Raw genomic sequence first — 23,685 nt, forward strand, 5'->3', positions numbered from 1 at the left:
GTTGATCACGGTTATCCTGTCGTTAACGGATCACTGCTGTTTCGGCCCAGCCATCCATTTGATGATGACCATGGCGGGAAGCACCCACAGTAGTCCTGTCAGGAAAAAGTACAGGAGTTGCCCCCACCATGGAGCGTTGCCGAGCGTCGCAACGGCGATCGTGTTTGCAAGCAGCGCGTAGGCGAGCACGAGCACGACGATCAGGATCGTACCGATGAATTTGCGGAGGCGGACAGGCATCAAATATCTTTCGCACTGGTGTTTGAACTGCCGCGACGGCATGCCGCAAAGGTTCGGGGCTTGTTTTGCATGAGCCGCTCAGGCAAATCAACTGCCGGACGTAAGGAGCAGTCATGGCGATCGCGAACTCGAGCACTGAACAGCAGATCCTGCGTGAGATACGCCGACAGGACGGCAATCGCCGGGCTGTTCGCATCTGGCTGGGCTTTGTGCTTCTGGCGCTGTTCTGTCTCGTAATCGTCGGCGGTGCCACCAGACTCACGAATTCGGGCCTGTCGATCACCGAGTGGAAGCCGATCCACGGCGTGATTCCGCCTCTGGGTGCCGCGCAATGGGACGAGGAATTCAAGCTCTACCAACGCATTCCCGAGTATCAGCAGATAAATGACGGAATGACCATCGACGAGTTCAAGGGCATCTTTTGGTGGGAGTGGGCCCACCGACTGATTGCACGCGGCATTGGTGTCATCTTCGCGTTGCCGTTGCTCTATTTCTGGATAACGGGAAGGGTGGAAAGACGGCTGCGCTGGCCTCTCTTCGGAATTCTGATGCTGGGTGGACTGCAGGGCGCGATCGGCTGGTGGATGGTCTCTTCGGGGCTCTCAGTACGAACCGACGTGAGCCAGTATCGGTTGGCAACGCACCTTGTCATGGCCTGTCTCATCTTCGCGTCCTGCATGTGGATCATGCGGGGGCTTTCGCCTCACTCCGACGATCCCGCGCCCACGCAAGGCTCGCATGTCTGGGCCGCTGCGATCGCGGTGTTTGCGCTTTTCCAGATCTACCTCGGCGCGCTCGTCGCCGGCCTCGACGCCGGCTTTACCTACAATACCTGGCCGTTGATGGACGGCGCGGTCTTGCCCTCCGATCTGCTGATCCAGCAACCGGCCTGGATCAATTTCTTCGAGAACCCGAAGACGGTACAGTTCGTCCATCGGCTGGGTGCCTACACGCTTTTTGCGCTGACGCTGATCAATATGATCATTGCCCTTACCGCAGCGCCGTCGACGACACATGCTCGGCGTGCCGTCGTTCTGTTCGTGTTGGTGACTGTCCAGGCGGCAATTGGAATCGCTACTTTGTTGCTGCAGGTCCCGCTTCATTGGGGGCTGCTGCATCAGGCCGGAGCGCTGGTGATCCTTGGTTTCGCAATCGCCAATTGGCGGGGTTTTCATGGAGCGTACCCGCGCGAGACCATGATTGCCGAGCAGGATTGAGCTCGACAACGGCGACGTTAAAAAATCGTCAGTTCGCTGTCGAAACCGAGCCATCTCAAACGTCCTTGAAGCAGGGCGGTGGAACGGGAGACGACGATGCGACAACTCAGCGTATTTCTGAGCATTTCTCTTGATGGATACTTTGCCGATTTGAACGGCGATGTGAGTTGGGCTCACCGCGACGATCCCGAGTTCAATGCTTTCGTTGCCGGCAATGCGAGCGCCGGCGGTGAGCTCCTCATGGGACGCAGAACTTACGACCTCATGGCTTCCTATTGGCCGACGGCGGTGGCAAAGGAACGCGACCCGATTGTGGCGGACCGAATGAACAGTCTGCCGAAGATCGTGTTCTCGCGAACGATGAGCGAGGCCGGCTGGATCAATACGCGGCTAATTCGCGAAAACCCCGCGCAAGCCGTAGACGCCCTCAAGCGGGCAGAGGGCAAGGATATGGTTGTCCTTGGCAGCGGCAGTATCGTTGCACAGCTCGTGGAAGCCGGCCTGGTCGATGTGTTTCAGTTTGTCGTCGTGCCGATAGCGCTCGGGGCGGGCCAATCCGTGTTTGCCGGTATCAGCGAGCGATTGGCACTAACCCTCACGGATAGTCGAGCCTTTGCCAAAGGCAATGTGGTCCTGACCTATGCTCCTTCGCGATAGCGGAGCCAACGCATTGACCTCATCGGCGGCATAAAAAATCCGGCTGCGTCACCGCAGCCGGATCGTATTACTTATCGCCGAATATCAATCTCAGAAAAAACCGCGGCGCTGCCACCAGCCAGCTTTCTTCGGCTTACCGTCGCCCTCGCTCTCGGCGGCATCGCTGCGCGTCGACTTCACCGTCGGTTCAGACGAGGAGATGTTCGACTCCCTGTTGGCGCGGACAGGCTTTGCGTCTTCGGGGGCCGGCGTCGCGAGGTCTGCGGCTGCCGCCTCAGCTTCAGCGTCTACGGCCGGGACCACTTCGGCCGCTGCCTCTTCCACGACAGGCTCCTCGACCGGCGATGCCTTGCGGCTACGACGTGCGCGCTTCGGCTTCACGTCTTCCGTCACAGTAGCACCGGTCTCGACCGCTGCCATCGCCGGCTGAGCTTCGACTGCTTCTTCGGCGGCAGCTTCGATCGCCTCGACAGCGGTCACGTCTGTCTCGCCATCTTCAGCGCCGTCACTTGCCAGTTCGGCTTCGGAAGCCTCCTGCTCGCCGCCTTCCTCGCGGTTGCGGCGGCCGCCGCGCTTGCCACGACGGCGGCGCTTGCGGCGTTGGGTCTCATCACCTTCGTCACGCGTGTCCGAGGTGGCAGCAACGCTTTCGTCGCCTTCATCCTCGTCGTCACCGTCGGTCTGGTCGCCTTCCTCAGCGTCGGCAGAGCTGCTGTCGGCGGCAACCGGCTCGCCGTTGCCATTGCGGCCCCGACGACGACGGCGGCGCTTGCGCTTGCGGCCTTCTCCATCGCTTTCGGCGCTCGGCGCCGGACGTTCGGAAGCAGCCGGCTTGGCCTCCAGTTCCTCTTCTTCCTCCTCATCGACTTCGACCACGATATCGTCGTCTTCGTCATCGGGGATGGCGGCAAAGTTGAACAGGCTTTCGATCTTGACTGGATTCTCGACCGGCTCGCCGCGGTCGATCGCGAAGTGCTGTGAGCCGACGGAGCCGTCTGCGTCGATAATGATCGCAACACCGAAGCGGGCTTCGTAGTCGAGGATCGTCTGCCGCTTGTGGTTGAGCAGGTACAGCGCAATATCAGGCGTCGTGCGAACCGTGATGTTATGCGTGGTGTTCTTGAGCAGGTACTCCTCGATGCCGCGCAGGACGTGCAGGGCAACGGAGGACTGCGAACGCACGTGGCCGGTGCCGCCGCAATGCGAGCAGACCTGGGTCGTCGATTCAAGAACGGAAGCGCGGATACGCTGGCGCGACATTTCGAGCAGGCCGAAATGCGAGATGCGGCCGACCTGGATGCGGGCGCGGTCGTTCTTCAGGCATTCCTTCAGCTTCTTCTCGACCGCGCGGTTGTTGCGCTTCTCTTCCATGTCGATGAAGTCGATGACGATGAGGCCGGCAAGGTCGCGCAGGCGAAGCTGGCGGGCCACTTCATCGGCGGCCTCGAGGTTCGTCTGCAGCGCGGTGTCCTCGATCGAGTGCTCGCGGGTCGAACGGCCGGAGTTGACGTCGATGGAAACCAGCGCTTCCGTCTGGTTCATGATCAGGTAGCCGCCGGACTTCAAGGTCACCTGCGGCTGCAGCATGCGGTCGAGCTGAGCTTCGATGCCGGAGCGCGAGAAGATCGGGTGAATGTCGCGGTAGGGCTGGACCACCTTGGCATGGCTCGGCATCAGCATCTTCATGAAGTCTTTCGCTTCACGATAGCCTTCCTCGCCGGAGACGATGATCTCGCCGATGTCCTTGTTGTAGAGGTCGCGGATCGAGCGCTTGATGAGCGAGCCTTCCTCGTAGACGAGGCAGGGAGCGGTCGACTGCAGCGTCAGCGTGCGCACGTTCTCCCACAGGCGCATTAGGTATTCGAAGTCTCGCTTGACCTCGACCTTGGTCCGGTTTGCACCGGCCGTGCGCAAGATGACGCCCATGCCCTGCGGCACTTCGAGCATCCGTGCGATTTCCTTCAGGCGCTTGCGGTCCTGCGGATTGGTGATCTTGCGGGAAATGCCGCCGCCACGCGCCGTGTTCGGCATGAGGACGGAATAACGGCCGGCCAGCGAAAGATAGGTGGTCAGGGCCGCGCCCTTATTGCCGCGCTCTTCCTTTGCCACCTGCACCAGCAGGATCTGGCGGCGCTTGATGACTTCCTGGATGCGATACTGCTTGCGCGGCTTGCGCTGGACGCGATCGGGAACTTCCTCCATGGCGTCTTCAGCGCCAACGGATTCGATCACTTCCTCTTCGTGGTCGTGATCATCGTCATCGTCGTCATCGCTGCGGCGGCGGGCGTCGACCTCTTCGGAGATCGAGTCCGTCTCGACCATCGCTGCCATCTCGTTGCCCGGCGAGCCTTCGTCATCGTTGTCGACCGTGGCTTCGCTGGCAGCCTCATCGCTTGCCGGCACTTCGGCAACCGGCGCTGCCTTCTTGCGGCTGCGGCGTGGCCTTGCCTTCTTGGCAGGTGCTTCCTCAGCAACGTCCGCAACGGCCTCGACCGTCTCGGCTACAGCAGCAGTTTCTACCTCTGGCGCGGCTTCCGCTGCAGGCACTTCGACACCGACGTCCGGCTGCTCTTGAGTGGAGAGATCGACCGGTGCCGTCTCGACATGTTCGACGTCGTCGTCGCGGCGATGCTCCTCGGCTTCGGCGCGAAGCAGGGCCTGACGATCAGCAAGCGGGATCTGATAGTAGTCGGGGTGAATTTCAGCAAAGGCCAGGAAGCCGTGCCGGTTGCCGCCGTAGTCAACGAAAGCGGCCTGCAGCGAGGGTTCGACCCTCGTTACCTTTGCGAGATAGATATTGCCGCGAATCTGCTTCTTGTGCTGCGACTCGAAGTCAAATTCTTCTATGCGGTTTCCGCGAACGACAACAACGCGCGTCTCTTCCTCGTGAGACGCGTCGATAAGCATCTTGTCTGCCATGTAAGCTGTGCTCCTCGGCGCGGCCGAACGTCGGCATCCCCTTGTGTCAATGAGACAGAAGAGGTGCGGCTCGTCATTGCAGCGCCGGATAATGAAAGTCGCGATTGGTGCGGTGTGGAAGGCAGCAGCCAGACAGCAGCGGGGGAGATGTTCTCCCGGGGCCTGTAGACTTCAGATAAAACCTGCTGCGACACCATCAAAGACCAAGCGAGATCGACAAAACTAAGACCTTGTTCAGGTCCGATGAGTTTGCTCTCTCTGTAAAGAGCGGTTGGTGGCTTTCCACCGATGAAGTTCCCGCATACGCCGGAAAATTCAGGATCCAATTTCGAGTGGAAACACATTTGACGGCGGACGATTGCCGGTTGTGGCGCCAGTTCCTTAGCGGTTTGGCTGCCGTGCAGGCGACTCTATCCCGTCAGCACTTCTACCCTAAAAATCCTTGTATGTTTTCTCTGTCACAATAGCAAGGGAAAAGCCAAATGTGCCATAATATTGATGGATTTTGGAAGGCATACAAAATCGGGGATTAAGGGCGCCGATTCGGCTCCGCGGCCGCGAACGGCGCCGACACCGGCAATTTCGCGTTTACCGGGAGAACTTGATCGGAATGTTATTTAAGGTGTGGCGGTCGATTGTTTAAGAGGGTGCGACCCGCGACGGTGATATCCGGATGGCGGAGGACGAAGGTTGCGGGTGCGTTCGTCGCTGCTGTGGTTTTTGCATTTCTTCCGGACGTGAGAGCAGATGATGTGGCGAAGGTCGAGCCGTTGCTCGCCTATGGTGCCCGCATCATCGGCGACGATGCCCGCACCCGCATCGTCATCGATTTCGATCGGGCACCGGACTTTTCGATCCATTACATTGCCAATCCCGAACGCGTTGTCATCGATCTCCCGGCGACGGCCTTCGGATTCCCAGCCGGCGACCTTTCGGCGAGGGGGCTTTTCAAGGACATCCGTTACGGCAAGATGGATGAGGACAGCGCCCGTATCGTGCTGACGGCCAAGAAACCGGTGAAGATGGAAGTCGCCAAGGTTCAGGCAGATGAGGGCGGCAAGGGGCATCGTCTCATCCTTGATGCCGCAATGACGGACAAGGACAAGTTCGCGGAACTGGTCAAGGCCCAGTCATGGAGCGATCCTTCCTCTAAGCAGACGACCAGTGCCATCCCCGCGCCGGAGAGGCCGGCCAACGGCGATTTCATCATCGCCGTCGATGCCGGTCACGGCGGGATCGACACGGGCGCGATCGGCGTCGATACCAAGACGCAAGAGAAGGACGTAACGCTCGCTTTTGCCAATGCGCTTGCCGATCGTCTCAACCGCGAGAGCGGCATCAAAGCATTTCTGACGCGAAAGGACGACTCGTTCCTGTCGCTTTCCGAGCGTGTGGAGATTGCCCGTCAGAACCATGCAGGTCTGTTCATTTCGATGCATGCCGACACACTGAAGCAGAAGGATATTCGTGGCGCGACAGTCTACACGATCTCCGACAGGGCCTCGGATAAGCTCGCCGCCGATCTGGCTGACCGCGAAAACCTTTCCGACCAGATTGCCGGAAAGGAGACCGTGGCCGAGCCTCCCGAAGTCGCGGACATTCTGCTCGACCTAACACGCCGCGAAACGCAGGCTTTCTCGATTTCGCTGGCAGAGAGCGTGCTCGCGTCCTTCAAGGATCAGGTGGGGACAATCAACAACCCGCATCGCCATGCCGGCTTCCGCGTTCTTCAGGCGCCGGATGTGCCGTCTATCCTGTTGGAACTGGGCTTTCTTTCGAACAGGGAGGACGAAAAACTCCTGCTCGATGACGCATGGCGGGGAAGGATGGCGGACCTGCTGACGGAAGCGGTAAAGCACTATCGCACGGCGATGGTTGCAAATGGTGGCTGATTCAGCCGTGGCCCAGATGTGACACTCGGTCGGGTAACACAATCGCAATGTGGGAATAGCGCTTCAAGGCCCTATTTTACTCACATTCACGCCGTTACTCAGCCTTGTGTTTCCGTAGGTGAAACTGAATCGGCTTGTGGCGAAAACGCTCATGGAGTAAGTCGCCCAACGTGCAAGATGCCCCGATCCATGCGATTGTTATGCTCGCGCCGATCGATGATTGAGATACCGGTAGCTTAAATATGATTAGACTTCTTGGATATTTCTTCGGAGTGGCTTGCGTCCTGTTCTTGGGCGTGGCGGCTGTTGTTGCCATTTACCTGGCGACCGTCACGAAGGATCTTCCGGACTACGCAGTGCTGAGCAGCTACGAGCCGCCGGTGACGACCCGCGTGCATGCAGGCAACGGTGCGCTGATGGCGGAGTACGCCAAGGAGCGCAGACTTTTCCTGCCGATCCAAGCTGTTCCCGATCGCGTCAAGGCTGCATTCCTGTCTGCCGAAGACAAGAACTTCTATCAGCATCCCGGCATCGACGTTACCGGCTTTGCGCGTGCGGTCGTCGCTTACCTGACCGGCGGCCCGACGCAGGGTGGTTCAACGATCACGCAACAGGTCGCCAAGAACTTCCTGCTTTCCAGCGAACAGACGATGGAGCGCAAGGCGAAGGAAGCGATCCTCTCCTTCCGTATCGAGCAGGCATACAGCAAGGACAAGATCCTTGAGCTGTACCTGAACGAGATCTTCTTCGGTCTAAACTCCTATGGTATCGCGAGCGCCTCGCTCACCTATTTCAACAAGTCGGTGAATGAACTGACGATCGCCGACGCGGCCTACCTAGCCTCCCTGCCGAAGGGCCCGGCCAACTATCATCCCTTCCGTCATCCCGAAGCAGCGGTCACCCGCCGCAATTGGGTCATCGATCGCATGGTTGAGAATGGCTATGTCAGCCAGTCCGATGGCGCCGAGGCAAAGAAGCAGCCGCTTGGCGTGACTGGCCGAAGCAGCGGTCCCTCGCTCTTTGCGTCCGGTTATTTTGCCGAGGCAGTCCGTCGCCAGCTGATCGAGCAGTACGGAGAGAAGATGCTTTATGAAGGCGGCCTGTCCGTTCGTACCTCCTTCGATCCCGAGCTTCAGGTCTTCGCGCGCAAGGCGCTGCAGGACGGCCTGACGACCTATGACGAACGCCGCGGCTTCCACGGCCCGATCAAGCAGATCGACACGACGGCGGACTGGGGCAAGGCGCTGGCCGATATTCCTGCGTTGATCGACGTGTCCGAGTGGCGATTGGCGGTCGTGCTGGCCGTATCGGACGATAGCGTCGACATCGGACTGCAGCCGCCGAAGGATGGCGCCGGCAAGATCCCTGCTGAACGCGAGCGCGGTGTCATCGAGGCCAAGAACATGCAGTGGGCGTATCGCTCGGCTGCCGGCCGGAAGACGGCAAAGTCGCCAGACGGCGTCCTGTCGGCCGGCGATGTCGTCTACGTCGAACGGCTGGGTGACGAAGGTTCGAGGTCCTACCGGCTTCGCCAGCCGCCGAAGGTCGAGGGCGGTCTGGTGGCGATGGATCCGAAGACCGGTCGCGTTCTCGCGATGGTCGGCGGCTTCTCCTACGCGCAGTCGGAGTTCAACCGCGCGACCCAGGCGATGCGTCAGCCTGGATCGTCCTTCAAACCGTTCGTCTACGCGGCCGCCATGGACAATGGCTATACGCCGGCTTCGGTTGTGAGCGACGATCCGCTCTCGATCCAGACCGGCAATGGCCAGGTATGGGCGCCGGACAACTATGAAGGCGAGGGCGGTGGCGCCAACACGCTTCGCTTTGCCATCGAGCACTCGCGCAACCGGATGACGGTGCGCCTTGCGAACGACCTCGGCATGAACGTTGTTGCCGAGTATGCCGAGCGCTTCGGTATCTACGATCACATGATGCCGGTTCTCGCCATGTCGCTGGGTTCCGGGGAGACCACGGTGCTGCGCATGGTGTCGGCCTATTCGGTCATCGCCAACGGCGGCAAGCAGATCAAGCCGACGCTGATCGACCGGATCCAGGACCGCTACGGCCGCACCATCTTCAAGCATGAGGAGCGCGTCTGTGAGGGCTGCAACGCCAGCGACTGGCAGAACCAGGAAGAGCCCAACGTCGTCGACAATCGCGAAACCGTTCTTGATCCGATGACCTCCTACCAGATCACTTCGATGCTGCAGGGCGTCGTCCAGCGTGGCACCGCTGCTGGCAAGGTCGATCTCGGTGAGCGCGATGTGGCCGGCAAGACCGGCACGACGAACGACGAGAAGGATGCGTGGTTCGTGGGCTTCACACCGGATCTCGTCGCCGGTCTCTATATCGGCTTCGATTCGCCTTCGACGCTCGGCCGCGGTGGCACGGGTGGCTCGCTGTCGGCGCCGGTCTTCAACGAATTCATGCAGGCTGCCGTCAAGGACATGCCGGCTTCCAAATTTGTCATTCCCGCTGGGATGAACCTCATTCCGATTGACCGCAAGACCGGCATGGCGGCAGCGCAAGGTGATCCGAACACGATCATCGAAGCTTTCAAGCCGGGCACTGGTCCCGCCGACAGCTTCTCGGTCATCGGTATGGACAACACCATGGCGCCCGAGGAGATTTTGAAGACCTCGCCGCAGGCCAACCAGGCCGTTCAGTCCGGCGCCGGCGGTCTCTACTAACCCTTCCCCCGAACAGTTGTGGCGGCTGCGGCTCTTTACATCCGCAGCCGCCACAATTATTTGACGGGCAACTTTCGAAGCAACGCAAAGAAGCAGGAAAATGCGAGCGGAAATCCAGAACGTGGTCGATGAAACCAAGCAGGCTATCACCCTGCTGAGGAGGCATCTTTGACTGGGACCAGGCGGTAAGACGACTGGACTGGTTGAACAACAAGGCAGAGGATCCGAACCTCTGGAATGACGCCTCCGAGGCGCAGAAGCTGATGCGCGAGCGCCAGCAGCTCGACGATGGCATCAATGGCGTGCGGCAGCTGGAGCAGCAGCTGAACGACAATGTCGAGCTCATCGAAATGGGCGAGGAGGAGGGCGACGAAGGCGTCGTCAAGGAGGCTGAGGACGCCCTGAAGGGTCTGAAGACCGAGGCCGCGCGCCGCCAGGTCGAAGCGATGCTTTCCGGCGAAGCCGACAGCAATGACACGTATCTCGAAGTCCACTCCGGCGCCGGCGGCACGGAAAGTCAGGACTGGGCCAACATGCTTCTGCGCATGTACACCCGCTGGGCGGAACGTCAGCGCTTCAAGGTGGAGCTTCTCGAAGTCCATGATGGCGAAGAAGCCGGCATCAAGTCTGCGACCCTGCTGGTCAAGGGCCAGAACGCCTATGGCTGGCTGAAGACGGAATCGGGTGTTCATCGCCTGGTTCGTATCTCGCCCTACGACAGCAATGCGCGCCGTCACACATCCTTCTCGTCGATCTGGGTCTATCCCGTCATCGACGATTCGATCCAGATCGACGTCAACGAAAGCGATTGCCGCATCGATACGTACCGCTCGTCGGGTGCCGGCGGCCAGCACGTCAACACGACAGACTCCGCGGTCCGCATCACGCATATTCCCTCGGGCATCGTGGTACAGTGCCAGCAGGAACGCTCGCAGCACAAGAATCGCGCCAAGGCGTGGGAGATGCTGCGTGCCCGCATGTACGAAGCCGAGCTGAAAAAGCGGGAAGACGCCGCAAACGCCGAAGCCGCCTCCAAGTCGGACATCGGCTGGGGCCACCAGATCCGCTCCTACGTTCTGCAGCCCTATCAGCTGGTCAAGGATCTACGGACGGGTGTGGCGAGCACGGCGCCTGGCGATGTTCTGGACGGCGAACTCAACGAGTTCATGGAAGCAGCTCTCGCCCACCGCATCAGCGGCAAGCCGGACGCCGTCGTCGACGACATCGACTAACTGCTCTCAAGTTTGAATTTGGAGGAGGCCCGAACGGGCCTTTTCGATTCACTCGGGAGCCCCCTTAAAGAGGGAACCCGTCAGCGTCAGAAGCGATGGAGGCGCGGCTAGTACCGCGCCACAGAGATTATGACGGGTTGGGTTATCGTAGAATGGGCAAGTCTTCTGGTGGGATGAGAAGTTGGATGCTGCGTGCTGCGCCTGGCACGCGGGATATAAATCCTGCCTTCTCGAGGGTCAGCACCATCTGGTGAACAGACGGAGCCGTAACGGCGAAGTGGCGACGCATGTCGGCTTCGGCCGGAGGCTGTTTGAAGATGCGGCTGTAGGCGTAGATGAAGGCCAGGTACTGGCCTTGGACTTGCGTAAGGCCATGTCTTGCCGTTGCGGCTTGCGGGTCAAGTGAGGGACTCATTTTCGGATTCATCTGCGTCTCCGCGCTGAAGGAGGTGTCGATGAATATAAAGTTTCACGTAGAGCTTAGCCAATCGGAACGTGATCAACTGGCCGTTTTGTTGAGCGGGGGACGCCATGCGTCGCGCAAGATCAAGCGCGCCCAGATCCTGGTGGCGGCGGACGAAGGCTTCAGCGACGAGGTGATCGCGGCAACCTTGAACGTCAGCGGATCGACGATTTACCGGACCAAGCGCCGGTTTGTGGAAGCCAATCTGGAAGGCGCGCTCAGTGAAGAACCGCGCCCGGGTGTTGAGCGCAAGCTATCGAGCAAGGAGGAGGCGCTGTTGGTGGCGACCGCCTGCTCAAAGCCGCCGCCCGGGCGAGCCCGCTGGACCCTGGAGCTTCTGGCCGATGAGATGGTCCGACTCACCGATCATGACGAGTTGTCCTCGGAGACCGTACGTCGCCGGCTGGCTGAGAATCATCTCAAACCTTGGCGCAAAGACATGTGGTGCATCCCAAAGCTCGATGGGGAATACGTCGCGCGCATGGAGGATGTTCTCGACCTCTACGCAGAGACGCCTGATCCACAAAGGCCCGTGGTCTGCTTCGACGAGAGCCCGACCCAACTCATCGGCGAAGTGCGCGAGCCCATTGCGGCCAAGCCTGGCCAGCTTGAACGCTACGACTGCGAGTATCGCCGAAACGGCACGGTCAATCTGTTTGTCTTCATGGACGCCCACCAGCCCTGGCGCAGGGTGAAGGTCACCGATCGGCGAACCAACCAAGACTTCGCCCAGTGCATGCGCGAACTGGTCGACGTCGATTATCCCGACGCCCCGATCATCCGCGTGGTGATGGACAACCTCTCCACCCATTCCGCCGGGGCGCTTTACGACGCATTTCCAGCCCCGGAGGCTCGAAGGGTGCTGAAGCGACTGGAGTTCCACCACACGCCCAAGCACGCCAGTTGGCTCAACATGGTCGAGATCGAGATCGGTGTCCTGCGCAGCCAATGCCTCGACCGTCGTATCGACAATAAAGACACCATAATCGCCGAAGTCGCAGCCTGGGAGCAGCAACGCAACGCTAATGGCGCAAAGATCCAATGGATGTTCACAACCGAAAAAGCCCGCCAAAAGCTCCGCAAAGCTTACCCCGTCAAAGAGTCATAATCTCTGTGGCGCGGCACTAGTTGCTTGCTTTGCCGACGGTAACCTCTCCAAACTCATCGATCACGACAGTCCAGGTCTCCGATTCCACGTCCGGGTCGGTCTTCAAATAGATCATTGCAAAGAGCCCCGGCTCCTTGAGTATGCCGGAGGAGTTTTCGGGCCTGATGTCGGTGACATAGGGCCTGAGATCGTTGAGTTCCTGCAACTCCACTGTCGAGGCGATGGCTGGTCCGCCGTCGCCCTGCTCGATCTGTTGCAGATAGATCTTGGCCGTGCGGTCTGCTTGCCTGACAGCAAACAATTTGTAGTAGCCGTGGCGCGGTTTTGCCGGAGCGGCAGCGGGCATCACGGTCTGAGAGGCTGAAGGTGCGCGTTGGACGCCAGGCGTCGTGCCGTCGTCTTCCCAGTAGCCCGTGCTCGTCGCGAATATGATCGAAGCCGGCAGGACTGGGTCGTCTGCCGCAGCGGTCCGAGCGCAGAGTGCGGGCACGGCGAGCAGCAATGCACAAAGCGTCGTTCGTCGCAGGTTCATCTCTCAATCCTCAAACTGCTCGGCAAGAATACGATCGGACCATGATCGATCAGGATCGGAGAGAATGCGCGCCGTGGTATGTTCCGATTGAGCGATGCGAATATGAAGCACCGATTTCACTTCCGTGTTGTCGGCAACCGCGTTGACCGGACGTTTCTCCGCCTCGAGAATATGAATATCGACTGTCACCTTGTTGGGCAGTAGCGCGCCGCGCCAACGCCGCGGCCGGAACGCGCTGACCGGAGTCATCGCCAGCAGCGGTGCGTCAAGCGGCAGGATCGGTCCGTGGGCGGAGAGGTTATAGGCCGTCGAACCCGCGGGCGTCGCCACCATCACGCCGTCGCAGATGAGTTCGTCGAGCCGGACGACGCCGTCCACCTCGACCCGCAGCTTGGCGGCCTGGTAGGATTGCCGGAACAACGACACTTCGTTGATGGCAAGGGCTGTCAAATTCGTGCCGTCCGAATTCGCCGTTGTCATCTGCAACGGGTGAAAGGCGTTTTCGACAGCCGCGCAGATTCGATCCTGCAGGTTCTCCGTTCGGTAGTCGTTCATGAGGAAGCCGACAGAGCCGCGATTCATGCCGTAGACAAGCTTGCCGGAATTCATCGTGCCGTGCAGCGTCTGCAGCATGAACCCGTCGCCACCAAGGGCGACGATGACGTCGGCATCATCAGGGGGCACGTCGCCATAAATGCCAATCAGCTCTTCCCGCGCCGCCAGCGCCTCGGTTGCCGAGGAGGCAAGGAAGGAAAGCGTCTGAAATGAACGGCCCATGTAATTCCTTTGTCGTATTCAACGAACGATAACATAGTCTTGGCGTCTAGGCGCCAATAAAAGCCGATTTTGTCAAGTGCATCTGCGGCGCTGGACGGAGCCAACGTCAACTCGAAGGGTGGCATTCACGCGAAGAGCTAGCTCGCCTCGGTTCACACCGTCGGCGCAACAGCCCCAAAGTCAATGCGTAGGTAGTTCTGAGTAGAAGGAGAAGGATGGTGCCCCCGGCAGGGTTCGAACCCGCGACCCCCTGATTACAAATCAGGTGCTCTACCAACTGAGCTACAAGGGCGATGCCTGCCAAGTACCAGATTCTGCCGTCCTGTAAAGCAGAAATCGGCGCGATCTTGATTTCTTTGGTGCCACCTGACCGCCGGAGATTGGCGAACGCAACGAGATTGCGGCGTCCGGTTCCCAAGCCTAATTCTGAGCAGTCTGCCGCACGCTCGCTTGCAAGGCGTCGCCGGTCTTCCCGGCGCCTGATGGTGACATCATTGTGATGGTCAGCACCGAGGCAACCATGAAAACAATGACGGCGATCATCACCCGCACGTTTCTCTCTTTCAAAATCGTACGAGGCAAACGCACGGGGCCGATCTACTGTTTCCCGGGCGATCGCCGAGCGTTTACGGCATTGGCGTTGGGATGGGGCGTTCAGGGGCAGGTGCAAGCGGAGAGGGTTCGTGCGTTGGCTGCGACTTGTCGATCCAAGCGATGCTGAGAATGATGGCGACGAATACAGCGACGAAGAGAGTGCCGACAATGAGGGAGCGGATGGCCATATGGGATACGTTCCTCCTGTTCGAGTGCGGGACAGCTATAGAAAACGGCAGCGTCAAAAGCGAGGCGACTTCGTTTTTTTCTGATCATCAGCAATGGCTTGCCGCCTTCCTCGTTGCTTTTCCCGAAGTTGCCGTGGTCCCGCAGTCGAATGAAAGGGATGCTTCGTTGGCGCTCATCAGTACGAGCCAGAAGCCCTCAATGTGGAAGATCGAAGGATCGAGCCTTGCAACGGCTGTCGCGCAGTCTCCGGCCGGTGACAGGGCGAAATTGCTATTCGCGTTGGCCGCGTCGCTCAGCGCGCAAACTGGCAAAAAAGTGCCGCCGATCGAAGAACGAAGGGGATCGCGGCATTCCCTCTGTTGCCACGATCTGCCGCTGATCCCATCATACTTTCAGATGCAGCCTCGCCGCATAGAGACCGATCGCCGCCGCGTTGGACACATTCAAAGACTTGATAGCACCCGGCATGTCGAGCCTTGCTAGTGCGCTGACGGTTTCGCGCGTCTTCTGCCGCAGCCCCTTGCCCTCGGAGCCCAGCACCAGCGCCACCTTGTCACCTGAGAATGTGCTCTCGAGCGGAGCCGGGCCTTCCGAATCAAGACCAATCGTGAAGAAGCCAAGCTTGTGCAGTTCGCCAAGCGCGTCTGACAGATTGGTGATCTGAATATAGGGAATGAGTTCCAGGGCACCGGAGGCTGATTTTGCCAGCACGCCTGATTCGGTCGGGCTGTGGCGCTGCGTGGTGATGACAGCCCCGGCATTGAAGGCAACGGCGGAACGCATGATTGCGCCGACATTGTGCGGATCGGTCACCTGGTCGAGCACGAGAAGCAGCGGGCTGCCTTTCAGTGCTTCCAGCCGTCGAACGGGCAATGGCCGCGTTTCCAGCATCACACCCTGATGGATCGCGTCGGGGCCGAGGACCTTGTCGATATCCTGCGGAGAAACGGTCTCGACCGGAATGCCGAGCGTATCCGCATCGATCTCGAGACGGGCAAGCGCATTCTGAGTCACCGACAGCTTGACGTTCTTGCGCTCCTTGTTGTCGAGCGCAGCACGAACCGTATGCAGGCCGTAAAGATAGACCTGATCAGGCGCGAGTGCCGGAGGTTTCCAGTCCTCGGCGCCACGCCGGCGCTTCTGTGGTGTGGGTGTCGGAATCTCGCCGCGCTCGCGCTTGCTGTCGCGATGCGCGCGGCGCAAGTTTGCATAATGTGTGTCCTTGGCGGACTTGTCGTCGGTGGGCTTGCCACCGGTTTTGTTGTCTTTGCTCATGCGGCTTTATAGCGAGGGCGCTTCTTTCCGCATAGGATTTCTTTCAGGAGCCCGGCTTTCCGCTGCCGATGAAATTTTTCACATTTTTTCCATCGTCATCGTGTTGACATGCGGAAATCGTCCGGTCATATACGCGGCGCAGACCGAGGGGTGGCAACGCTTCGAAAGTCTGACGAGCTTGGTCTCGCGATCCGGACGAAAAGACTGGAGAGATGCCCGAGTGGTTAAAGGGGACGGACTGTAAATCCGTTGGCTCAGCCTACGTTGGTTCAAATCCAACTCTCTCCACCATTCGTCATTGGATCGGATACCACCCCGCGGGTATAGCTCAATGGTAGAGCAGCAGCCTTCCAAGCTGAATACGCGGGTTCGATTCCCGCTACCCGCTCCAAATTTCCGAAAGTCCGGTATTCACCTAGACGTTTTACACGGCTTGCACTGCTTCTGCGTGGCTGCTAGCCCCACAAGAGCACAAGAGGCGAGGCGAGCGCGATGATGCCGGCGATCATCCACCTCGTCTGTCCGTAGGCACTGAGGTCTTCCCTCGAAAGCCAGGCGCGGACGGCAATGAATCCGATTGCTATGATCGCGCTGTAGATCAGGGCGCGCAGCAGGATCGACCAGCCGCCCCCGAAAAGCCCGATGGCGATGCCGAAGCCGGTCAGGGCACCGAGAATGCCATATCCGACATCGAACATCAAAGTGGTGGTGGCCGAAAGCGGCGTCAGCATCTTCGGGAAGGCGATCGCGAATGCTGCGGTGAGCAGCCATATGGCCACAATCGCCTGCAGCGTCGACGAGTTGACAATGGATGTCGCCAGAGCCGGAAGGCGCTCGGGCGAGGACAGGCGCAGAAGCTGTGCGACCCAGTCGATCGCGGCGGCAAGAATCCACAGTATGAATGCGCAGGCGGCAAAGATCAGAAAGTTGCCTGCGGATCGCTTTGCAATTTCCTTCGGTTCCATTGCGTTGTCTCCGAGTGCTTCCGCGTGAGCGCAGCAAATGAAGTAGTATCATATTCTTGGCCGGTCGCGCGCGTTCTTCGGGAATATATCTTCGCTGCTATTTGCAGTGCAGGTTGCCGATTGGATGCTTGCTGCCCTATGCGTGCCCGGGTCAGGAATCGGGCTAGGAATACCGTCCGCAATTAGGTCTTGCGCAATTTCCCCGAAAGCCTTAAACGGCGGCACTAAACCGGTTCGCCGGGGTCATCCATTTCGTTCACAGGAAGCATTCAAATGGCAAAGAGTAAGTTTGAGCGCAACAAGCCGCACGTTAACATCGGCACGATCGGCCACGTTGACCACGGCAAGACGTCTCTGACGGCAGCGATCACGAAGTATTTCGGCGAGTTCAAGGCGTACGACCAGATCGACGCTGCGCCGGAAGAAAAGGCCCGCGGCATCACCATTTCGACGGCCCACGTCGAATACGAGACCCCAGCCCGCCACTATGCTCACGTTGACTGCCCCGGCCACGCCGACTACGTCAAGAACATGATCACCGGTGCGGCGCAGATGGACGGCGCGATCCTGGTTTGCTCGGCTGCTGACGGCCCGATGCCGCAGACCCGCGAGCACATCCTGCTGGCTCGCCAGGTCGGCGTTCCTGCGATTGTCGTGTTCCTCAACAAGGTCGACCAGGTTGACGATGCCGAGCTTCTCGAACTCGTCGAGCTCGAAGTGCGCGAACTGCTGTCGTCCTACGACTTCCCGGGCGACGACATTCCGGTCATCAAGGGCTCGGCTCTTGCTGCTCTGGAAGACTCGGACAAGAAGATCGGCGAAGACGCGATCCGCGAGCTGATGGCAGCCGTTGACGCCTATATCCCGACGCCTGAGCGTCCGATCGACCAGCCGTTCCTGATGCCGATCGAAGACGTGTTCTCGATCTCGGGCCGTGGTACGGTTGTGACCGGCCGCGTCGAGCGTGGCATCGTCAAGGTTGGCGAAGAAGTCGAAATCGTCGGCATCCGCCCGACCTCGAAGACGACGGTGACCGGCGTTGAAATGTTCCGCAAGCTGCTCGATCAGGGCCAGGCTGGCGACAACATCGGCGCTCTCGTTCGCGGTGTGAACCGTGACGGCGTCGAGCGTGGTCAGATCCTATGCAAGCCGGGCTCTGTCAAGCCGCACAAGAAGTTCAAGGCCGAAGCCTACATCCTGACGAAGGAAGAAGGCGGCCGTCATACGCCGTTCTTCACGAACTACCGTCCGCAGTTCTACTTCCGCACGACGGACGTGACGGGCATCGTCACGCTGCCGGAAGGCACGGAAATGGTTATGCCTGGCGACAACGTCACGGTTGACGTCGAGCTGATCGTTCCGATCGCGATGGAAGAAAAGCTGCGCTTCGCGATCCGCGAAGGCGGCCGTACCGTCGGCGCAGGCATCGTTGCCTCCATCGTCGAGTAACGACCTGGATCGAATTGATAGAGCCCCGCTGGAAACAGCGGGGCTTATACATTGAGAGGCCGGAACATTGTGATGATGCTCCGGCCTCTGGTGTGCTTGGGAGGCGTGTCGTCACCGGGGAGCGGGTAAAGGGTTGAACTTTTCCTTGGAACCCGCGGTTTAAGTGTCTTCGCGCAGCGCGCTGCGGTGGCCCGCCCAACTTCTTCGTAGGAAGTGAACAGGACGTGCTCAATCGACTAGCTGAAGGCCAGACCATCGCATTGGAGCCTAAGTGGAATCACCAGCACGGCAAGAGCGCTCCGGCGGACGTCCGGATCATTCATTTCACCCACGCAAAGCCGAATCCGACCCACTGCGTCCATCCTGAGAAGACCACTTTCCACCGGTCCAAGACACCTTGGGCGAATGCTCGGCTGCGCACGAACATGGGATAGGCGGCTCGACCGTATCGCCCACTCGGTCAAGAGGAAATGGGTTCGTGTGAACAGGGCTCTTCGGAGTTAGGCTTCAGTTCTTAACACCCACTGATAAGTCTTCATCCACTGGCCTTGGCCGCCTCATGAGAATGGAGCGCGTCACCGCGTGGTGACAGCGCAGCGCAGGCAGTGGTCTTGCGCTTGAGTGCAAAGCCTTTATCTATCCCTCCGATTTCATATGCGGAGGAAACTATGAAAAAGCGTATTCTCTTCACGGGCGGTTCGGGCAAGGCAGGGCGCCATGCGGTGCCATGGCTGGTCAACGCCGGCTACGAGGTTCACAACGTCGATCTGGTGCCGCTTGATAGCCCCGGTGTGACCAATCTGATCGCCGACATCACCGACAGCGGCCAGATCTTCAACGCGCTTTCGATGCATCGGGACTTTCCCGACCTTGATGCGGGCAGGGGCGTCCAGCCTTTCGATGCCGTGGTGCATTTCGCCGCGATCCCGCGCATCCTCATCAAGCCTGACAACGAAACGTTCCGCATCAACACGATGGGTACCTATAATGTCATCGAGGCAGCGGTGAAGCTCGGCATCCGCAAGATCATCGTCGCCTCCAGCGAGACGACCTACGGCGTCTGCTTTGCCGAAGGCCATCGCGACTTCCATCAGTTTCCGTTGGAAGAGGACTACGATGTTAATCCGATGGATTCCTACGGCCTCTCCAAGGTGGTGAACGAGAAGACAGCCCGCGCTTTTGCGGAGCGCTCAGGTTTCGACATCTACGCGCTGCGCATCGGCAATGTCATCGAGCCGCACGAGTACGAGAAGTTTCCGACCTATTTCTCCAATCCTGAAATGCGCAAGCGCATCGCCTGGAGCTATATCGACGCCCGTGATCTGGGCCAGATCTGCCGCCTCTGCATCGAGAAGGACGGCTTGGGCTTCCAGGTCTTCAACGCCGCGAACGACACGGTCTCGGCCAATACGCCGTCGAGGGAACTCGCCAGGCGATTCTATCCGAGCGTGCCGTTCACGCGCGAAATCGGCGAATACGAGGGGCTGCTCTCCAACCGCAAGATCCGCGAAGTGCTTGGCTTCAAGGAGGAGCACGACTGGCGCAAATATGTGAAAGTCTGATCGCAGGCGTTTCCCGCACTGCAGGATTGGAAAAATAGAAAAACGCACTTGCCAATCCTGCGCTGCCGCCTTAAAGGGAGCGCCATGCTTGCAGTTGCGCTTCGCGGCCAGTCGGTCAAGAAGCTGAATGTAAAGCGTAAAGGGGTATAGCTCAGCTGGTAGAGCGGCGGTCTCCAAAACCGCAGGTCGTGGGTTCGAGCCCCTCTGCCCCTGCCATCTTTCTTGAACGAGTAGCGCGGATATATCGCGGCGGTTCGGACAGAAAGGCGACGTATGGCTAAGTTCGTTAAACTTCGGTTTCCCTCTTGTGTAATCGGGAATCGATGTTTATGTAGGGTTCAACAGACACGCGGTGCGTGGGGCTGAATTTTCAGCTTTACGCGCCGTAATTGCGTGGGCAGTCGATGGCATCCAAATCCAATCCGTTTACGTTTCTACAGCAGGTTCGCTCCGAGACGTCGAAAGTTACCTGGCCGTCGCGCCGCGAGACGATGATCTCGACGGTCATGGTGCTTGTAATGGTGATCTTTGCCGCGCTGTTCTTTTTTGCCGCTGACCAGCTCATTGGCTGGCTGTTGAGCTTCGTGCTTAACGTCGGCAATTGATCGGGTGGAGTAGTAACATGGCGGCACGTTGGTACATCGTCCACGCGTATTCGAATTTTGAGAAGAAGGTGGCTGAATCCATCGAGGAGAAGGCCAGGCAGAAGGGCCTCGAGCATCTTTTTGAAGAGATCCTCGTACCGACTGAAAAGGTGGTTGAAGTGCGTCGCGGCCGCAAGGTCGATTCCGAGCGCAAGTTCTTCCCGGGCTACGTTCTCGTTCGTGCCAATCTCACGGACGAGGCCTACCACCTGATTAAGAACACGCCGAAGGTTACTGGTTTCCTCGGCTCCGACAATAAGCCTGTTCCGATTCCGGATTATGAAGCCGAGCGTATTCTCGGCCAGGTTCAGGAAGGCGTCGAGCGGCCGAAGGCATCCGTTACCTTTGAGATTGGCGAGCAGGTCCGCGTTTCCGACGGTCCGTTCGCGTCGTTCAACGGCACGGTTCAGGATGTGGACGAAGAGCGTTCGCGCCTGAAGGTTGAGGTGTCGATCTTCGGCCGCGCTACGCCGGTCGAGCTGGAATACGCTCAGGTCGAAAAGGTCTGAGCGGGCGCGGTGTGAGCCGCGAACCGCGTGGAAGGTGAGGGGTCTTAGCCGGACCCTGTGATCCGCACCACGCAACCGCAGCCGCCGGAGAAATCCGGCATCACTGGCCGGGCAACCGGTCATCAATGAAAGGCAGAGAGATATGGCTAAGAAAGTTGCAGGCCAGCTCAAGCTTCAGGTCAAGGCAGGATCGGCAAACCCGTCCCCGCCGATTGGTCCGGCGCTTGGTCAGCGTGGCATTAACATTATGGAATTCTGCAAGGCGTTCAATGCCGCTACGCAGGAAATGGAAAAGGGTATGCCGATCCCGGTCGTCATCACCTACTACCAGGACAAGTCCTTCACCTTCGCGATGAAGCAGCCGCCCGTCAGCTACTGGCTGAAGAAGGAAGCGAAGATCACGTCCGGTTCGAAGACGCCTGGCAAGGGCGCTACCGCCGGCAAGCTCACCAAGGCTCAGATCAAGTCGATCGCAGAAGCCAAGATGAAGGATCTGAACGCAGCGGATATCGAAGGTGCAATGGCGATGATCGAGGGCTCTGCCCGCGCCATGGGCCTGGAAGTGGTAGGATAAGACCATGGCTGGCAAGCGCACCAAGAAGATCAACGAAGGTGTTGATCCCACAAAGCTCTACGCTCTGAACCTTGCAATCGGTATGGTCAAGGAGCGCGCGGTTGCGAAGTTCGATGAAACCATCGAAGTCGCTATGAACCTCGGCGTTGATCCGCGTCACGCAGACCAGATGGTCCGCGGCGTTGTCAATCTGCCGAACGGCACGGGCCGCGACGTTCGCGTTGCTGTCTTTGCTCGTGGCGCCAAGGCTGACGAAGCCAAGGCAGCTGGCGCAGATATCGTCGGTGCTGAAGAGCTCGTCGAAATCGTCCAGGGCGGCAAGATCGATTTCGATCGCTGCATCGCGACCCCGGATATGATGCCGCTCGTCGGCCGCCTCGGTAAGGTTCTCGGCCCGCGTGGGATGATGCCGAACCCGAAGGTTGGTACGGTTACGATGGACGTCGCTGGTGCCGTTAAGGCATCTAAGGGCGGCGCTGTTGAATTCCGCGTTGAAAAGGCCGGTATCGTTCACGCCGGCATTGGCAAGGCCTCTTTCGACGCCAGGGCGCTGGAAGAAAACATCCGTGCCTTCGCTGATGCGGTCATCAAGGCCAAGCCGGCAGGCGCCAAGGGCAACTACGTCAAGCGCGTAGCGATCTCTTCGACCATGGGCCCGGGCGTCAAGATCGACCCGTCGTCGGTTACGGCCGCTTAAATAATATCGCCGGGCTTCGGCCCGGTTCATGAATTCCGGCCTCGCAAGGGGCCGGAGAAATCCGGAATCCTGTCCGAGATTGCAGGTGGTTTTCCCTTAATCACTTCGCCTGCATGAGACGGGTAAGACCCGAATTGCATGAAGTTCTCTTCTAGGAATTTGGTTCGAGCCTTGGATGCCTTGTGCCTTCGGCCTTTCTTTGGCGCGAAGCGCGAGGGGACAGGATCCTCAAGCGTCGCTTGGGATCTCTTCTGATCCCAGGAGGCAAAGGCAACCCGGTAGGTCCCGTCAAAAGGTCCTGCCAACTGGAGATAGGCAGTGGAAAGAGCGGAAAAACGCGAATTCGTCACGGAACTGAACGAAGTCTTCAAGGCTTCGGGCTCGGTTGTCGTGGCCCACTATGCTGGTGCTACAGTCGCGCAGATGAACGACTTCCGTTCGAAGATGCGCGCTGCTGGCGGCACCATCAAAGTCGCGAAGAACCGCCTGGCCAAGATCGCCCTTCAGGGTACGGAAGCGGAAGGGATTTCCAATCTCTTCACCGGTCAGACGCTGATTGCATACAGCACTGATCCGATCACCGCTCCGAAAGTCGTCGTGGATTTCGCCAAGGGCAACGACAAGATCGTTGTACTGGGCGGCGCCATGGGAACAACCACGCTCAACGCCGATGCAGTCAAGTCGCTTGCGACCCTGCCGTCGTTGGACGAACTGCGCGCGAAGCTGCTGGGCATGATCCAGACTCCGGCTACCCGCATCGCAGGCGTTGTTGCAGCACCGGCAAGCCAGCTTGCTCGCGTGTTCTCGGCTTACGCCAAGAAGGACGAAGCCGCATAAGGCGGTTTTTTGCTGTTTATAAAATACCGGTTCGAACCGAACAAAAGGAACTGATAACATGGCTGATCTCGCAAAGATCGTAGACGACCTCTCCTCGCTGACCGTTCTGGAAGCTGCAGAACTGTCGAAGCTTCTCGAAGAAAAGTGGGGCGTTTCCGCTGCTGCTCCGGTAGCTGTTGCTGCTGCTGCTGGCGGTGGCGCTGCTGCTGTCGTTGAAGAAGAAAAGACCGAGTTCGACGTCATCCTCACGGATGCCGGCGCAAACAAGATCAACGTCATCAAGGAAGTCCGCGCCATCACCGGCCTCGGCCTCAAGGAAGCTAAGGACCTCGTCGAAGGCGCTCCGAAGGCTGTCAAGGAAGCCGTTTCCAAGGCTGAAGCTGCTGACATCAAGAAGAAGCTTGAAGACGCCGGCGCCAAGGTCGACGTTAAGTAATCTTGAACTGCATCTGGGAGGTGGGTTTCCCGCCTCCCATTTGCCGTTTAGTCGAACGAATTACCCAAAAGCCGCGTGAGAACGGCTTTTGGGTAATGGGTTCTTCAAGAGGATGGTCTCGAACCGAGACGCGCAGGCAATCCGGCCTCGCATTTCGGGAAGTGAGACGAGATTGAACTACTCATTGATTGACGGGGCCGACTGGCCATCGGTTCCCGTCCGTTGCA

22 protein-coding genes and 4 tRNA genes are annotated in these 23,685 nt (G+C 59.2%); 17 read left to right on the forward strand and 9 right to left on the reverse strand.

What is annotated here, in order from left to right; translation table 11 throughout:
• Positions 1-30: 30 nt before the first annotated feature.
• Entirely contained in the window at positions 31-240 is a 210-nt protein-coding gene (locus WGT02_RS09095) for a DUF2842 domain-containing protein (RefSeq protein ID WP_037116900.1), read from the reverse strand.
• 113 nt (positions 241-353) lie between these two features.
• Between WGT02_RS09095 and WGT02_RS09100 the strand changes: the two genes are divergently transcribed.
• Together WGT02_RS09100 and WGT02_RS09105 are read left to right on the forward strand one after the other, a co-directional pair.
• Positions 354-1,457, forward strand: coding sequence for a COX15/CtaA family protein (locus WGT02_RS09100; RefSeq protein ID WP_208248212.1), 1,104 nt, complete (start codon positions 354-356; stop codon positions 1,455-1,457).
• Between the two features lie 96 nt (positions 1,458-1,553).
• Entirely contained in the window at positions 1,554-2,114 is a 561-nt protein-coding gene (locus WGT02_RS09105) for a dihydrofolate reductase family protein (RefSeq protein WP_208248209.1), read from the forward strand.
• 90 nt (positions 2,115-2,204) lie between these two features.
• On the opposite strand, the gene WGT02_RS09110 is transcribed toward WGT02_RS09105, so the two are convergent.
• Positions 2,205-5,033 (reverse strand): ribonuclease E/G, encoded by a 2,829-nt coding sequence (locus tag WGT02_RS09110; protein ID WP_208248207.1) that lies wholly within the window; start codon positions 5,031-5,033, stop codon positions 2,205-2,207.
• A 635-nt stretch (positions 5,034-5,668) separates the two neighbouring features.
• On the opposite strand from WGT02_RS09110, the gene WGT02_RS09115 reads away from it, so the two are divergent.
• The 3 genes from WGT02_RS09115 (at position 5,669) to prfB (ending at position 10,847) form a co-directional block, all read left to right on the forward strand.
• A complete protein-coding gene (locus WGT02_RS09115; RefSeq protein ID WP_210363290.1) occupies positions 5,669-6,925 on the forward strand; it encodes an N-acetylmuramoyl-L-alanine amidase in 1,257 nt (418 codons plus the stop codon).
• Between the two features lie 242 nt (positions 6,926-7,167).
• Positions 7,168-9,615 carry a penicillin-binding protein 1A gene (locus WGT02_RS09120; RefSeq protein WP_208248205.1) on the forward strand — a complete coding sequence of 816 codons (2,448 nt, stop codon included), beginning with the start codon at positions 7,168-7,170 and terminating at the stop codon, positions 9,613-9,615.
• Between the two features lie 100 nt (positions 9,616-9,715).
• A protein-coding gene (gene prfB, locus WGT02_RS09125) for a peptide chain release factor 2 (RefSeq protein ID WP_208248203.1) occupies positions 9,716-10,847 on the forward strand; the annotation gives its coding sequence in 2 pieces (ribosomal slippage) (positions 9,716-9,784 and positions 9,786-10,847; 1,131 coding nt in all).
• A 142-nt stretch (positions 10,848-10,989) separates the two neighbouring features.
• Here the strand turns inward: prfB and WGT02_RS09130 are convergent.
• Positions 10,990-11,274 (reverse strand): LexA family transcriptional regulator, encoded by a 285-nt coding sequence (locus WGT02_RS09130; protein WP_225039569.1) that lies wholly within the window; start codon positions 11,272-11,274, stop codon positions 10,990-10,992.
• Between the two features lie 28 nt (positions 11,275-11,302).
• On the opposite strand from WGT02_RS09130, the gene WGT02_RS09135 reads away from it, so the two are divergent.
• A complete protein-coding gene (locus WGT02_RS09135; protein WP_208245192.1) occupies positions 11,303-12,418 on the forward strand; it encodes an IS630 family transposase in 1,116 nt (371 codons plus the stop codon).
• A gap of 16 nt (positions 12,419-12,434) precedes the next feature.
• Here the strand turns inward: WGT02_RS09135 and WGT02_RS09140 are convergent, their stop codons facing one another.
• The 5 genes from WGT02_RS09140 to rlmB form a co-directional block, all read right to left on the reverse strand.
• Entirely contained in the window at positions 12,435-12,950 is a 516-nt protein-coding gene (locus WGT02_RS09140; protein WP_024316576.1) for a hypothetical protein, read from the reverse strand.
• Positions 12,951-12,953: 3 nt separating this feature from the next.
• The gene (locus tag WGT02_RS09145; protein ID WP_208248201.1) at positions 12,954-13,727 is read right to left on the reverse strand and encodes an NAD kinase; all 774 of its coding nucleotides are present in this window, start codon (positions 13,725-13,727) and stop codon (positions 12,954-12,956) included.
• Positions 13,728-13,943: 216 nt separating this feature from the next.
• Positions 13,944-14,019, reverse strand: a tRNA-Thr gene (locus WGT02_RS09150).
• A 128-nt stretch (positions 14,020-14,147) separates the two neighbouring features.
• Positions 14,148-14,279 (reverse strand): hypothetical protein, encoded by a 132-nt coding sequence (locus WGT02_RS09155; RefSeq protein ID WP_263622994.1) that lies wholly within the window; start codon positions 14,277-14,279, stop codon positions 14,148-14,150.
• A gap of 615 nt (positions 14,280-14,894) precedes the next feature.
• Positions 14,895-15,785 (reverse strand): 23S rRNA (guanosine(2251)-2'-O)-methyltransferase RlmB, encoded by an 891-nt coding sequence (gene rlmB, locus WGT02_RS09160; protein ID WP_024316574.1) that lies wholly within the window; start codon positions 15,783-15,785, stop codon positions 14,895-14,897.
• A gap of 206 nt (positions 15,786-15,991) precedes the next feature.
• Here rlmB and WGT02_RS09165 point away from each other — a divergent pair.
• Positions 15,992-16,076: transfer RNA gene (locus WGT02_RS09165), tRNA-Tyr, on the forward strand.
• A 26-nt stretch (positions 16,077-16,102) separates the two neighbouring features.
• Positions 16,103-16,176 (forward strand) — tRNA-Gly (locus WGT02_RS09170).
• Between the two features lie 64 nt (positions 16,177-16,240).
• Here the strand turns inward: WGT02_RS09170 and WGT02_RS09175 are convergent.
• Positions 16,241-16,750: a hypothetical protein gene (locus WGT02_RS09175; protein WP_024316573.1), complete on the reverse strand. Its 510-nt coding sequence runs from the start codon at positions 16,748-16,750 to the stop codon at positions 16,241-16,243.
• A 273-nt stretch (positions 16,751-17,023) separates the two neighbouring features.
• Here WGT02_RS09175 and tuf point away from each other — a divergent pair, with 273 nt between their 5' ends.
• From tuf to rplL, 9 genes are all read left to right on the forward strand, one after another.
• Entirely contained in the window at positions 17,024-18,199 is a 1,176-nt protein-coding gene (gene tuf / locus WGT02_RS09180; protein ID WP_037069361.1) for an elongation factor Tu, read from the forward strand.
• Positions 18,200-18,867: 668 nt separating this feature from the next.
• Positions 18,868-19,761, forward strand: coding sequence for an NAD(P)-dependent oxidoreductase (locus tag WGT02_RS09185; protein WP_208248199.1), 894 nt, complete (start codon positions 18,868-18,870; stop codon positions 19,759-19,761).
• Between the two features lie 140 nt (positions 19,762-19,901).
• Positions 19,902-19,977, forward strand: a tRNA-Trp gene (locus WGT02_RS09190).
• Positions 19,978-20,165: 188 nt separating this feature from the next.
• On the forward strand, positions 20,166-20,366 hold the full coding sequence (gene secE, locus WGT02_RS09195; RefSeq protein WP_007531587.1) for a preprotein translocase subunit SecE: 201 nt from the start codon (positions 20,166-20,168) through the stop codon (positions 20,364-20,366).
• 17 nt (positions 20,367-20,383) lie between these two features.
• Positions 20,384-20,914, forward strand: coding sequence for a transcription termination/antitermination protein NusG (gene nusG, locus WGT02_RS09200; RefSeq protein ID WP_024318431.1), 531 nt, complete (start codon positions 20,384-20,386; stop codon positions 20,912-20,914).
• Positions 20,915-21,056: 142 nt separating this feature from the next.
• The gene (gene rplK, locus WGT02_RS09205; RefSeq protein WP_024318430.1) at positions 21,057-21,488 is read left to right on the forward strand and encodes a 50S ribosomal protein L11; all 432 of its coding nucleotides are present in this window, start codon (positions 21,057-21,059) and stop codon (positions 21,486-21,488) included.
• A 4-nt stretch (positions 21,489-21,492) separates the two neighbouring features.
• Positions 21,493-22,185, forward strand: coding sequence for a 50S ribosomal protein L1 (gene rplA, locus WGT02_RS09210; protein ID WP_024318429.1), 693 nt, complete (start codon positions 21,493-21,495; stop codon positions 22,183-22,185).
• A gap of 318 nt (positions 22,186-22,503) precedes the next feature.
• Positions 22,504-23,022, forward strand: coding sequence for a 50S ribosomal protein L10 (gene rplJ, locus WGT02_RS09215; RefSeq protein WP_024318428.1), 519 nt, complete (start codon positions 22,504-22,506; stop codon positions 23,020-23,022).
• Positions 23,023-23,080: 58 nt separating this feature from the next.
• Positions 23,081-23,458 carry a 50S ribosomal protein L7/L12 gene (gene rplL, locus WGT02_RS09220; RefSeq protein ID WP_024318427.1) on the forward strand — a complete coding sequence of 126 codons (378 nt, stop codon included), beginning with the start codon at positions 23,081-23,083 and terminating at the stop codon, positions 23,456-23,458.
• The last annotated feature ends 227 nt before the right edge of the window (positions 23,459-23,685 follow it).

Origin of the sequence: Rhizobium sp. T1470 (assembly GCF_042140505.1) — a bacterium.
Classification (GTDB): domain Bacteria; phylum Pseudomonadota; class Alphaproteobacteria; order Rhizobiales; family Rhizobiaceae; genus Rhizobium; species Rhizobium favelukesii.